7 protein-coding genes are annotated in these 14,443 nt (G+C 55.4%); 4 read left to right on the forward strand and 3 right to left on the reverse strand.

The genetic code is table 11. From position 1 onward, the window contains the following. Window positions 1-138: 138 nt before the first annotated feature. Entirely contained in the window at window positions 139-8,448 is an 8,310-nt protein-coding gene (locus VH413_13495; protein HEX3799705.1) for a lamin tail domain-containing protein, read from the forward strand. On the opposite strand, the gene VH413_13500 is transcribed toward VH413_13495, so the two are convergent. Then, complete coding sequence (locus tag VH413_13500) at window positions 8,445-9,872, reverse strand: FAD-dependent oxidoreductase (GenBank protein ID HEX3799706.1); 1,428 nt, start codon at window positions 9,870-9,872, stop codon at window positions 8,445-8,447. The genes VH413_13495 and VH413_13500 overlap by 4 nt on opposite strands. Window positions 9,873-9,906: 34 nt before the next feature. Further along, window positions 9,907-10,518, reverse strand: a complete 612-nt coding sequence (locus VH413_13505) for a protoglobin domain-containing protein (GenBank protein ID HEX3799707.1) — start codon at window positions 10,516-10,518, stop codon at window positions 9,907-9,909. Between the two features lie 134 nt (window positions 10,519-10,652). On the opposite strand from VH413_13505, the gene VH413_13510 reads away from it, so the two are divergent. Then, window positions 10,653-11,027 (forward strand): group III truncated hemoglobin, encoded by a 375-nt coding sequence (locus VH413_13510; GenBank protein ID HEX3799708.1) that lies wholly within the window; start codon window positions 10,653-10,655, stop codon window positions 11,025-11,027. A gap of 20 nt (window positions 11,028-11,047) precedes the next feature. Here VH413_13510 and VH413_13515 read toward each other — a convergent pair whose 3' ends face one another. Then, window positions 11,048-12,544 carry an AlkA N-terminal domain-containing protein gene (locus tag VH413_13515; protein ID HEX3799709.1) on the reverse strand — a complete coding sequence of 499 codons (1,497 nt, stop codon included), beginning with the start codon at window positions 12,542-12,544 and terminating at the stop codon, window positions 11,048-11,050. Window positions 12,545-12,679: 135 nt separating this feature from the next. Here VH413_13515 and VH413_13520 point away from each other — a divergent pair, with 135 nt between their 5' ends. Further along, entirely contained in the window at window positions 12,680-13,216 is a 537-nt protein-coding gene (locus tag VH413_13520) for a methylated-DNA--[protein]-cysteine S-methyltransferase (protein HEX3799710.1), read from the forward strand. Between the two features lie 325 nt (window positions 13,217-13,541). Then, window positions 13,542-14,438, forward strand: a complete 897-nt coding sequence (locus VH413_13525; GenBank protein ID HEX3799711.1) for a prepilin-type N-terminal cleavage/methylation domain-containing protein — start codon at window positions 13,542-13,544, stop codon at window positions 14,436-14,438. The last annotated feature ends 5 nt before the right edge of the window (window positions 14,439-14,443 follow it).

A 14,443-nucleotide genomic window follows, 5' to 3' on the forward strand; every position in this document is an offset into this window, starting at 1 on the left:
AAAGATGCCATATATAACTCAATGACCCCTCCGTTTGCTGTAATCTCCATTTCGCGGTCACCGGCTCGTAACTTGTTGTTCGCGCTCACCGTTTTCACTCTATTATTTTTACGCGCGCCAAAAATAGTCGCCGCCAACATGACGCCCGTTGCGATGACCGGATTCAACCGCGACCTCGTCATTGAGAATAGTACGCCCGGCCCACCCTACAGCGCCGCCGCGCTGGAATTCAGCCCGGGTGAAGGAAATGGCTACTATCAGCATGGCCTTCCAAACTACACCGCCGGTTTGCCTGCGACCGGTTTGTTCACGAGCGCCATCGGTGACGGCACTATGTTTCAACTTCAGCCGTACACCACAAACAATGCTTTGGTGCTTAGCAGCGAGACCGGCATTTCCTCCGGCACGTTGACGCTTTCAGCGCCCGCGACTTACCTTCGTATCGCGGTCATCGCCAATTCTGCCAATGGCAACAGTTCCGGCGCGGCCACCATCACGTTTAAGTTCAGCGACAACAGCACTATCACGGGCACTTACTTCGCGCCCGATTGGTTCAACAACGTGACGAACGTGGCTCTGGCGGGAATGAACCGCATCGGCATCAGCACCGGTTCGGAAAGTGGCGGAGGGACCAACCCTCGGTTTTATCAGACAACCTTCGATCTGAACGCGATGCTCGGTGCGGCCAACCAGCCACTGGTGAGCATCACGTTTTCAATGCCCTCCGTGGCCAAGTCCACTGGCATCTTTGCCGTCAGCGGTGAACTGGCAACCTCGATGCTCACTCCGCCCGTCATTGTGAGCCAGCCCGCCAGTGTTCAAGTCAACGAATTGTCGTCCGTCAATTTCAACGTCTCCGTTACCGGCAATCCCGTTCCTTCCATTCAATGGTACAAAAATGGATCGGCGATCCTAGGCGCGACGAATCCGGTCTTCAGCATCGCCGCCGCGTCGTTGTCGGATGATCAAGCGAAGTTCCAGGCCGTCGCCGCTAATTTCTTCAGCAACCATACTTATACCGCCACCAGTACTCAGGCCACGCTCACCGTTGTTCCGGTGATGAAGCCGATTATAGTGAAAGGTTTCAATCTCGACGTGGTCATTGAGAATACTGCGGGAGCCGCGCCTTACCAAAGTTATGCCCAGGAATTAAATCCGAACGAGGGCAAGGCCTTTTATCAAAACGGCCTTGCCGGCACGAGTTACGGGATGCCGCTGAATGGTTCGTTTCTCAGTCTCATTGACGGCACGCAATTCCAGTTTCAGCCTTACACAAATAATAATGCGCTCGCGTTGAGTTCGGACACGGGCATTTCCTCCGGCACGCTGACGCTGACCACTCCGGCCGTCTATGGCCGGATTGCCTTGATCGCCAATTCCGCCAGCGGCGGTGGCAATGGCACGATGTCCTTGCAATTTTCCGACGGCACCACGCTTGTGACCAACTTCTACGCGCCCGATTGGTTTAACAATACCGGCTACGCGCTGGGCGGCGTCGAGCGCATCAGCCTGTCCACCGGCGCGACTGACGGCATGGCGGGGACCAGCACCGAAGACCCGCGGTTTTATCAAACCACGATTGATTTGAATGCCTTGTACGGCGTGACCAACAAGGGACTTGTCAGTCTTTCCTTTGATCAAGTTGCGGGAACCGGCGCGACGGCGATCTATGCAGTCAGTGGAATTCTTGCGCCGCCATCGCCAGCGGTGATCGTATCGCAACCTTCGCCTGCCAGTGTGATTGAACTTTCCCCGGTGAGTTTCACTTCTTACGCGGGCGGCAGCCCCGCGCCAGCCGTGCAATGGTATAAAAATAATAACCCAATCGCCGGGGCGACAAATTCCATTTATAACATTCCATCCGCCGCGCTCGCGGACAATCAATCCAGTTTTTACATGGTTGCGGCCAACCTGATCGGCAGCACGCATTACAGCGTCACGAGCAGTGTGGTGACGCTGACCGTCATCGCGGATACCAACTCCCCAATTTTGCTCAACGCAAATTCGCTCGGCTTGAACGAAGTGTTGCTGGCATTTAACAAACGCATCAGCATCGCGACGGCGACGAACCTTGCGAACTTTTCAGTTTCCAGCACGAACGGTGCGCTTGCCATCTCTGCCGCGAACCTCGACAACTCACAAAGCAATATCCTTCTCTCCGTGAGTCCGATGGTTGATGGAACTTCCTATTTGGCCACCGTGAATAATCTGCAAGACCAGACCGCGGCGGGAAATGTGATCGCTGCGAATTCTCATGCCCAGTTTGTCGCCAGTGTTTTCACGCCGGATGCCATCGGCAATCCTCCCTCAACCGGCGGTGAAGTGCGAACGCCAGGTGGCTTGACGGTTTCGGGCAACGGCTCGGACATCGGCGGCACCAACGACCAATTTCAGTTTGGCTACGAACTCATCACCGGCGATTTTGATGTCAGCGTGAAACTTTCCAGCCTCGGCTTGTTCGACCTTTGGGCAAAAGCCGGTTTGATGGCCCGTGCGACCCTCGCGCCGAGCAGTCCGTTCGCGGCCTCGCTGGCGACGCCCGGCATGAATGGTTCCTTTTTGGAATCGCGCCTCGCGACGAATGGCCCATCCACCACCGCTGGAAATTTTCCTGTGAATTATCCCGACACTTGGCTGCGATTGAAACGCGCGGCAAATGTCTTCACCGCGTTCGCCAGTTATGACGGACTGACCTGGACTTCGCTCGGCGCGGCCACGATTGTGATGTCGAACCAAATCTATCTCGGTTACGCGGTCAGCAGTCACAATTCGGCGCAATCTACCACAGCGCAGTTCTCGAATATTTCAACCGTCCCCAATACCGCGCCCACCGGCACCATCGTGAATCCCAGCGAAACTCTCGGCCCGTGCAGCCGCAAATCGGGAATCGTCTTTTCAGAGATCATGTACAAACCGGCGGCGCGCACCGACGGCAACAATATTGAGTTTATCGAACTTTATAATTCTAATCCCTGGTTCTTCGATATCAGTGGCTATCAGGTGACTTGCGCGGACATGAATTACACATTCCCGCCCGGCACGGTGATGAGCGCCGGTTCATTCCTCATCATCGCCGCTTCGCCGTCGGGCATTCAAAATGTCTATGGCATCACGAATGTCATGGGACCGTACACCGGCAGCCTGAAAAAATCTGAGACGCTGGAATTGATTGATGAACATGGCGCGGTATTGCTGACCGTTCCGTATTCGAATTTGAATCCATGGCCGATTGGCGCGGATGGTGAGGGCCATTCGATTGTGCTGGCGCATCCGACTTACGGCGAAGGTGACCCCCGCGCCTGGTCCATCAGCGATGCCGTCGGCGGCTCGCCAGGAACGCAGGAAGCCTTTCGCCCAAGTCCCTTCCGGAATGTGGTGATCAACGAAATCCTGCCTCACTCCGAAAATGTGAACGTGCCGCAATTCATCAAACTTTATAATCACAGCGCGGCGCCGTGCGACATCTCGGGCTGTGTGCTGACGGATGACGCATCGGCGAATAAATTCACCTGCCCGCAGGGAACCATCATTCCGGCTTCCGGTTTTATTTCATTCAACCAATCCCAACTCGGTTTCACGATGAACGGCGGTGGCGGCACGGTTTATTTCATCAATCCCGATCACAGCCGCATCTTGGATGCGGTGCAATTTGAAGCGCAGGCGGACGCCTCCTCCTTTGGCCGCTCGCCCGATGGCGCGAATGATTTTTACCGTCTCACCACACCCACCCCCCCCACAAATAACAGCAGCATCCTGATCGGCAACATTGTCATCAACGAATTGATGTACGATCCGATTACCGAAAATGACGACGATCAATACATCGAGCTTTACAACCAGGGTTCCAACAGCGTGAACCTCGGCGGTTGGCAATTTACTTCGGGAATTACGTTCACTTTTCCAACGAACACAATCATCCCCGCCAATGGGTATCTCGTAGTTTCGCGCAACGTGACGAATCTGCTGGCGAAATATTCCAACCTGAATTCCGCCAACACCATTGGTAATTACAACAGCAAACTTTCGCACAACGGCGAGCGGGTCGCGCTGGCGATGCCGCAAACTTTAAACGGCTCCAACACCATCTATGTCGTCGAGGACGAAGTGACTTACGGGATCGGCGGACGCTGGGGAGAATGGTCTTCGGGCGGCGGCAGCAGTCTTGAATTGCTGGACGCGCATTCCAACCATCGCCTCGCCGCCAACTGGGCCGATAGCGATGATACGCAAAAATCCGCGTGGGTGAATATCGAAACCACCGGCGTGCTGGACAACGGCGCGAACTTCGAATCCAGCATCATGCACGCGCAAGTGGGATTGCTCGATGTCGGCGAATGCCTGGTGGATAACGTCGAAGTGGATGACACCAACGGCGTCAATTATGTTTCCAATCCCGATTTTGAAAATGGCCTGACAAACTGGGTCCCGCAAGGTTGTCATGTGCGTTCATCGCTCGAAAACATCGGATTCGCCGGAAGCCATTCGCTCCATGTCCGCAGCAGCGACCGCATTTTCACGGGCGATAATTCCTGCCAGGTTTTGTTAAACGCCAACACGCTCGGGGCTGGGAAGATGGCGACGCTGCGATTCAAGGCGCGCTGGATTCGCGGCTGGCCGGAAGTATTGTTGCGCTTGAATGGAAACTGGCTGGAAGCAGCCGGAGCGCTTCCCATTCCAGCGAACCTCGGCACGCCCGGCGCTGTCAACAGCCACGCAGTCACCAACGCCGGTCCCGCCATTTACAACGTCACTCACTTTCCGACGGTTCCCGCCGCCGCGCAGAACGTCGTCATCACAGCCAATATCCACGATCCCGACGGCTTGCAAAATTTGACGTTGAACTATCGCATTGATCCCTCGACGAATTATGTCGCGGTTGCCATGCACGACGACGGCACCGGCGGCGACGCCATCGCGGGCGACGGTATTTTCAGCGCCACCATTCCCGGTCAATCGGCGAATGTCGTGGCGGCGTTTTACATTTCCGCCACAGACAAGTTTGGTGCAGCCACGCGTTTTCCATCCTTGCTCCCGGACAATTCCCCGGTGCGCGAATGCGTCGTGCTATTCGGCGACGGCAATCCCGGCGGCAGTTTCGGCGTCTATCATTTGTGGCTTACCCAAACCAACTTCGCGCGGTGGACCGCGCTGGGGGATTTGAGCAATGAAGGAAACGATTGCACGTTCGTCAACGGCTCGCGGGTCATTTATAATATGCAGGGCCGCTTTGCCGGCAGTCCCTTTCATCAGGAATTCAACACGCCCAATGGCAACCTCTGTCATTACAAATGGGTTTTCAATGACGACGATAAATTTTTGGGCGCGACCTCATTCAACAAAATCCATCAGCCCGGCAACAGCCCCGGCGATGATCTCACGCTCCAGCGCGAGCAGACTTCCTACACGTTTATGCGCGCCCTCGGCGTCCCGTGGCTCAGCCGCCGCGATGTCGCCGTCTATGTCAATGGCAACCGGCGCGGCGCGCTCATGGAGGATTCGCAAGCTCCCGATGGCGACATGGTAAAGGAATATTTTCCGAACGACAGCGGCGGGTTCCTCTACAAGATGCAGCCGTGGTTCGAATTCGCCCCGACGCTTTCCGGCAGCAGCTTGGGTGAAAGCGCGGAATCGTATTGCAACATCCTTCCTTACACGACCACCGGCGGCATGAAGAAAACCGCCCGTTATCGGTACATGTTCGAGATGCGCCGTACTCCGGATTCCGCGAGCGACTATACGAATGTGTTTTCGCTGGTGGACGCGGCCAATTCATCCACCACGCCAAATTATGTCGCCAATATGGAGAACATCGCCGACATGGAAAATTGGATGCGCGTTTTTGCCGGCAATCACGCCGCTGGCAATCTGGATTCATTCGGCTCCGAGATCAGCCAAAATCTTTTTGGCTACATTGGCACAGCGGGCACGAAATATTCTCTGATGATGTGGGATTTCAACATTGATCTCGGCGGCCCGGAATCATGGCTGCCCGGGCAAAATCTTTTCAATGTCGGCACGGTGGACACCAACATGGCCGCCATTTATAATAACCCCACGTTCCGCCGCATGTATTGGCGCGCCTTGCAGGAATTGATCAACGGGCCGCTCAACGTGGCCAACACCGCGCCGCTGGTGAATGCAAAATATCAGGCCTTCATCAACAATGGCGTTACCGCTCAGGATCCCGGCACGACCATTCTCCCGTGGATTGCCCAGGCGCAAGTGAGCATCGCCGCGCAACTCGCGGTCGAAAACGCCACCAACTTCGCAATCAATCCTCCCGTCGTAAGCAACGACGTGGCCTACGTGACCGGCGTCGCGCCCGTGAATGTGGACACCGTCCTGATTAATGGCGAGCCGTGGCCGATCACGTGGACGACCGTCACGAATTGGGTCGTTGCTGTTCCTCTGAAGCCGGGCACGAATCAGTTGACCGTCGTGGCCGTGGACATCCACGGCCAGCCGATCTCCGGCACGGGCAGCACGATCAATGCGATTTACACTGGGTCTGCCGCATCGCCATCCGGCCAGGTAGTGATCAACGAAATCATGTTCGATCCTATCGTTCCCAACTCCGCATACGTCGAACTCTATAACAATTCCAGCAACCTCGCTTTTGATCTGTCCGGCTGGCAATTACCCGGCATCGGTTACACGTTCCCGGCGGGTTCGCTCATCCAATCGAACAGCTTTCTGATGCTGGTGGCAAATCGCCAGGCTTTCGCAGGCGCTTATGGCGCGACGATTCCCATATTCGATACCTTTTCCGGCACATTGCTCCCGGCACAAAACCTGAGCCTTCTCCAACCCAACGGCGGAAGCAATCTCGTCATCGCCGAAGTGCAATACGAAAATATTGCGCCTTGGCCCGCGGACACCTCCGGTACCGGCAAGTCTTTGCAACTGGTGGATCCGCATCAGGACAACTGGCGCGCGGGAAATTGGGTCAGCGGCTCGCCGACTCCGGGCGCGCGCAACACCGCGTTCGCCGCCATCACTCCGTTCCCACCACTGTGGATCAACGAACTCGAGGCCAGCAACGTCACCAGCATTGTCAACAGTGCTGGCAATCACACTCCCTGGCTCGAACTTTATAATCCCGGCACGGCGGTCGTTTCTCTGAAGAATCTCTATCTCGCCAGCAATTATAATAATTTGACGCAATGGGCGTTTCCCTCGAACGCGGTCATCAATCCCGGCGAGTTCAAAATAATTTTTGCCGACAGTGCAGTGAATCTCTCCACCACCAATGAACCGCACGCCAATTTCACGTTGTCGAATCCTTCTGGCTCGCTGGCCTTGAGCCGCCTTTACAACGGCCAGCCGCAAGTGCTCGACTACGTGGATTATACGAATCTCCCGGCGAACGAATCCTACGGTTCGGTTCCTGACGGGCAAAGTTTTGTCCGCGAGCAATTCTTTGACGCCACGCCGGGCGCTCCCAACAATGCTCTCGGGCTGCCCGCGCATTCGTTCATTTCGTATTTGAGCGCCGGAACTATTTATTCCCAAAATTTTGATTCGTTGCCCGACCCCGGTTCCACCTCCGTCAACACCGCCAATCCGGTGACCATCAATGGCACAACCTATTCGCTGGCCAACCCCTTCGACTTTGCTTTCCCTGCGCTCGCCAGCGGTAGCATCGGCGGTCTCGGCGATTCCGCACTGGCCGGTTGGTATGGCATGGCGGACCCAACCGCGAGTGTCGGCACGCGGTTCGGCGCGACCGATGGTGATCAAACCACCGGCGGTGTTTTAAGTTTCGGCTCGCCGAATAGTCTGAACCGCGCCCTCGGTTTGCTCGCGACCAGCACCACGGGGTTCACCGGCTTTGCCGCAAAAATAGTCAACCAAACCGGCGGCCCGCTCGATTGCATCACCGTGAATGTCACTGGCGAAGTCTGGCGGCAATCAAATGTCCCCAAGACGCTGCAATTTCATTATTACATTGATGCGGGCGCTTTAAATTCCTTGACCACCAATGCCACCGCATTTCTCCCATCGCTGAACGTCAGTTTCCCCACCGTCGCAGGCGATAGCGGCGGCGTTGCGGTTGCTGGCACGAGTCCGGCCAATCAAAAGGCCCTCTCCGTCGTTGATCAGGTGATCACCAACTGGCCCGCTGGCGCTGCGTTGTGGCTGGTTTGGGAAATGACCGATTCGTCCGGCAAAGCGCAGGGATTGGGAATTGACGACCTCAGCTTTTCCGCGACGACTGTGCAGTCCATCGTTTCAAAATCATTCGCGGTCCAAGTCTCCGGCACCAACGCGGTCTTCTCATGGCAAGCTCCTGCGGGTCCGAAATATCAAATCCAATACACCTCCGATCTCGGCAGCACGAACTGGACGACTCTCGGCGATCCCGCGTCGGGAACCGGCGGCAACCTCACCGTGACGAACGCCGCCACCAATCCGCAAGGCTTCTACCGCCTGATGATTGTTCCTTAAGCGCAGTCATCAACGCTCGTCACATTTTTTGGCGCGGACGAAAACAGCGCGACTAGCCCCTCGGTTAAAGTGGGATGGGTAATGACGGCGTCCCGCACCACCGTATAAGGCAACTGCGCGATCATCGCCATCTGAACCGTGCCCATGATTTCGCCCGCGCCGAATCCAAAAGCTGTAAATCCCAAAATGCGATCGCTCTTCGAATCAATCAACGCTTTCATAAAACCACGCGTCTCCGACAGCGTTCGCGTTCGCAACACTGAGGTCATCGGAATTTTGAACAGGCGGTAATCAATGCCGCCTTGTTTGGCATCGGTTTCAGCGAAACCGATGCGTGCAAGTTCGGGATCGGTGAACATGCAGAACGGCACCTGCCGCCCCGTCGTCACTCGCTTACCGCCCGCGAGGTTGTCACGCACGATGCGAAAATCATCGAAAGCGATATGCGTAAAATGCGGACTGCCCGCGCAATCTCCCACCGCCCAAACCCCGGGCGCGGTGGTTTCAAGACGTTCATTTACTTTCACGTAGCCTCGGTCGGTCAATTCCACACCCGCCGATTCCAACCCGATTCCACTGGTGTTCGGCGTGCGGCCACTCGCGACCAAAAGATGCGTTGCCTCAATGATGATCTCCGCACCATTTCGATTCGCGTGAAGCTTTATTGACTCGCCCGATTTTCCTTCGACCCGCGTGATGCGCGCATCGGTCACCACTTCGATTCCTTCGTCTTTGCAAATTTCGTGCAGCGAGTCTGTCACGTCCGAATCTTCGCGATGCGCCAGCCGAGGGTTTCGCTCAACGATGGTCACGTTGCTGCCAAAACGGCGCATGGCCTGGGCAAGTTCGAGCCCAATATAACCGCCGCCAATAATCACAAGATGTCCGGGAAGATGATCCAGATCGAGCGCCTCGATATGCGTCAGCGGATTCGATTCGCGCAGTCCTGGAATCGCTTCAACCGTCGCGCGGCTTCCCGTGCTGATAACCACATTGTCTCCTTGAAGGACGCGCTTGCCGTCATCGGGCAGTGTGACCTCAATCGTCTTCGGGCCGGTGAAACGTCCCGAGCCAATCACCAATTCCGCGCCGCTCGATTTGAAATTCGCGAGATGCATGTCAACAAGACCAGCGACCATCGCCCGCTTGCGGTCGCGCACCGAGGGCATGTGGATACGGCAATTATCCTTGGTGATCCCGAATTCACCGCTTCGCCAGAAATAGGAAGCGACCTTCGCGCTGTGGATGATATTTTTGCTGGGAAGGCACGCGATGTTGGGGCAGGAACCGCCGATGTATTTTCGCTCGATCGCCGCCACGCGCTTTCCCTGTTTCGCCAAAGTCCAGGCAAGGTATTTGCCGCCTTCGCCCGTGCCCAGCACGACGAGATCATATTTTTCCGGCTGAGACGTCTTTTTTTTCATGAAGTAATTGGTTAAGAACGCTTCTTGGATTTGATCACCATTCATTGGGCGCTTGGCGTGCGTCCGTGTAAGGCGCTGCCCATAACGCCAACTGAAGCTGCAGCGACCTGCACCACGCCTGATGCATTTTTTCCACCTCTTCAACGGAATTTCCCTTGGCCGCCAGGTAAGGCTTGATGGTCTCGTTGATGACCGCCATGAAGGCGACGATGTCGCGCAACGGCACATGCGGAGTGGAGCGGACGCCGTCGGTTTTATTCTTCTTCAGCGAAGTATGGCGCAACGCAATTTCATGCTGGTAATTCAACCAGTCCTGATCGTAGGGCCGCAGGCACGTGTCGAGAATCCACTGTTGAAACCGAAGATTGCTCTGTCTCAAATATTCTGGAATAGCGTCTCCTTCGGGTGTGCGCGAATGCCGCGCGAGATGCGGGATGCTCGCGATGATTCCGCTGCGCCAATGCTCAACAATTTGCCGGGTTTGATCACCCAGCACCTTTCCCGCGAGTTGTAAATAGCGCTGATTTTCCTCCGTGAAACCGACGCTGATTTTGAGTTCCTCAAGCTCACGCATTGAGACCGGCGATTTGGCGACCGCTTCGGTCCCGTAGGAGTACCCTGGAATATTTTCGGAAATGGTTTTCATGAAATGCTCCGCGTTCAATCTGGCGACAAAAGAATACACGTGTAATCTGATAATTTGTGTAAAATTTTTTTAAAAAATGCGCCGTCACGGTTCCGGTTGCTCTTTCCTGAATCGCCGATAAATTATCTGTAAATATGCAATCAAACTTTTTGGACATCACTACTGAAGATGACATCAAGACGCTGGTTGATTCGTTCTACGCCAAGGTGAATGCCGACGATCTGTTGTCGCCCATTTTCAACGACGTCGCCAGAGTGAATTGGGAGGAGCATCTGCCGTTGTTGTACAAGTTCTGGAGCACGATGTTGTTTCGCACCAACACTTATCAAGACCGTCCCTGGCCCAAGCACGCGGTTTTGCCGGTCAATCCCGAACACTTTTCGCGGTGGGTTGTTTTGTTTAAGGCCACGATTAACGAACATTTTGCCGGGCCTAAAGCGACTGAAGCCAAGAATATCGCCGCGAGCATTGCTGATACATTTCAAAATCGTTTTCAGATGATGAAGTAAGAAAATTTTTCAGCGCTCATTTAGCCGTTTTCAGCAGCCGCAGATTGAACTGCGGCTTTTCCATTTTTCCAGATGTGCAGCACCGCATAGCTGCGCCAGGGCCGCCACGCCTGCGACATTTCTTCGGCTCGTTTTGCCGTGACGCGGCCAAGATTATTGCGCACGGCGATGTCCTCTTTGGGAAACGCATCCGGCCAGCGCAAAGCGCGCATAGCGATATAATTTGCCGTCCATTGGCCGATGCCCGGCAGTTCTGCCAGAAGTTTGATCGTGGCCTCGGGGTCGTGATGATTGCCGCTATCGAGCGAAAGCTTGCCCGAAATTTGCGTCTGCGCGAGTGCGATGAGGCATTTGCAGCGCGCGCTGACGATGCCAAGCTTGGCAAGTTTATCCACGCTTGTCCGAGCGACTTTTATTGGCGTGGGGCTTAACCGGTTTAACTCAGGGAATGGCGTCACGATCGGCTCGCCCAATGCGGTCACGAGCCGCCCGGCAATCGTGGTCGCGGATTTCACTGTGACCTGTTGCCCGAGAATCGCGCGCAAACCCAACTCGAATCCATTAAACGCGCCCGGCACGCGCATGCCCGGGTTGGCTTTAATCCAGGGGGCGAGCACGGTGTCCTTGCCCAAGTGATTGGAAATCATTTCCGGCCGCGCGCTCAAATCGAACAAGTCGCGCACCCGATTCAAGAGTGTGGGCAAGACCGGCGCGAGAGTATGAGTGAATTCCAACAGCAACGTATTTTTCTTTTCGGCCCGGGTGATTTTGATCCAGCCTTTGCGCTCTCCCAGATGCACGGTGCGCGCGTAAAAATTGTCCGTCACCCACTCGACGCCTTTCAGTTCGCGCGCCTTGAGAAAAGCTAAAATCCCATCCCAATCGTACGGTGGACGAAACGCAAGCTGGAGCGTTGACGTGCCGGAATCGTTTATCGAACTTGAACCTTCGATCGCCTTTTTGCGAAGCCGGGTCGGTGGCATGCCGTAACGGGTGCTGAAGGCGTCGTTGAAGCGGCGCAGGCTCGCGAAGCCGCTGGTGAATGCGATTTCCGTGACCGGCAATTTGGTTTCGGTGAGAAGTTGTTTGGCCAGCAGCAACCGCCGCGTGAGCAGTAATTGTATTGGCGGCACGCCCAATTCTTTTTGGATGATGCGACGGATCTGGCGTGAGCTTAATTTGAATTCTGCGGCCATGGCTTCGAGCGCGCTTTCCTCATGCGCCACGCCTTCTTCAATCCGCTGGACGATGAGGTGTGCGATACGCTGGTTGCTGTCCACAGGCGCATTGCCGGGTGCCAACTCGGGGCGGCAGCGCAGGCACGGGCGGAAGCCGGCTTGTTCCGCTTCCTGCGCGGAATTATAAAAGCGGCAATTAACTTCCTTGGGCGGCTTCACCGGGCATATCGGGCGGCAATAAATTCCAGTCGAAGTCACGCCGACGAAAAAGAGCCCGTCGAAACGCGCGTCGCGGGCGAGCAGCGCCTTGTAATGTGATTTGATTTCCGGTTTCACCAGGGCAACATAAGTTTTTTCAGCGTGAATGCTAGCCGTTTGCGGACATTAGAATAAATTTATTATCATGTCCGAAAATGGCGAGCAATTCGTCCGATTCCGGCTAACTTGTGAATAATAAAACTGAAAGTGATTTGTATGAAACCAACCAGGAAAAACGAAAAGAACATCGTGAATTATTATTCCATCATCGAAAGCCCCGTCGGCAAACTCATGCTGGTGGCGGATGTCTCGGCCCTGACGGGTGTTTATTTTGTGGGCCATGATCATATTCCTGCCGCGAGCCGTACTTGGACGCTGGATGCCCAAAATCCGGTTCTCCAAAAAACGGCGAAACAACTTGGAGAATATTTTGCGGGAAAACGGTCAAGCTTCTCGATCCCCCTGCGGTTGTCGGGAACCGATTTCCAGGAAAAAATCTGGAAAGAAATCGCCCGCATCCCTTTTGGTGAAACGATCAGTTACAGCGATCTGGCTCGACGCGCGGGAGCGCCGGCAGCCATTCGCGCCGCCGGAACCAGCACCGGTCGCAATCCTGTGGCCATCATCGTTCCCTGCCATCGCATCGTGGAAAAAAGCGGCGGGCTCGGCGGCTTTGCTGGCGGCCTCGATCGGAAGCGGCATCTCCACAAGCTCGAAAAAATCGAGACCAAGTCGGGAACTGCGCGAAAATAAAATTTGAGTTGTGCATCGTCGCGGTTCGATTCAGGACCGCGGACGAATCGTTTTTTAGAAATATTTCTTCGCCCTCGCGCCGTCAGTCCCGCTGTGGATTGGCGGCGTTTGCATGTTCAATCTTCTTCGCCGAAGGGAATCGCAAGACCCGCGCGTGCCCCTGCGCTATCTTTGCTGCAAGTTCACCAAATAATGACACGACCTATGCATCGCCGCCGCCAGCCTCAGATCCTTCGCCGGCCAAACCGCGCTTCTTGTGTCATCGGCGCGATTGCATTTTCAGGATTGTCGCCCCGTTCGTAATAGATAGGTGAGCCATATATATATGTGCACAGTTGTTTCACGTAAGTTTCGCCAGCGCAATGGCCTGGCAGATTCACAGCGCGGTTTTACGCTGATTGAATTGCTCGTGGTCATTGCCATTATTGCAATTTTGGCGGGATTGCTCCTGCCCGCGCTGGCCAAGGCCAAATTGAAGGCGCAAACCGCAACCTGCCTGAACAATCAAAAGCAACTTGCGCTCGCGTGGACCATGTATGCGGACGACAGTAATGGGCGCATCGTCAATTTCGATACCGCGCTAAATTCCTCTGGCGACAAACCCTGGCGTTTCGCGAATCCTCCATTTCCGCCGATCATTCCGCTCGGCAGTTCGCAGGACATCCGCGACATGCTCAATCTTCAGGCGGGTTACCAGCAGGGTCCGCTTTGGCAATATGCGCCCAATGCAAATGTCCTTCATTGCCCGGCTGACGCGCGTAGTCGCGTGCCGGCGGTCGTTGGCACGCCCAGCGGTCCTCCGGGAAATTACGCTTTTGGGAGTTATTCCGGGGCAGGCGGATTCAACGGCGTGATTTACTCGCCGAACACGCCCATCATCAAGCAGGCGGAAGTCATGCACGCAAGCCAGCGTTATTTGTGGATCGAGGAGAATGATCCGCGTGGAGAAAATCAAAGTTCATGGGTGATGAGCAATCCCGGACCGCCAGTCACGGCAGCCACGGCTTTTGAAGATTCCGTTGCCTCATGGCACGGCGGGACCAGCACGTTTAGCTGGGCGGACGGCCATGCGGAAAGTCACAAGTGGCTGGATGGCGCGACGATCACCTACGCATTGAGTCAAGACCCGAATAAATATAACGGTTCGCAACCGAATTTGGCCATTTGCCCGCACGACCTCGCATTTCTCGCCGATGGCTACGCCAGCCAACAAAACCCTTAATCCTT

Source organism: Verrucomicrobiia bacterium, from assembly GCA_036268055.1.
In the GTDB taxonomy this organism is placed as follows: Bacteria; Verrucomicrobiota; Verrucomicrobiia; order Limisphaerales; family Pedosphaeraceae; genus DATAUW01.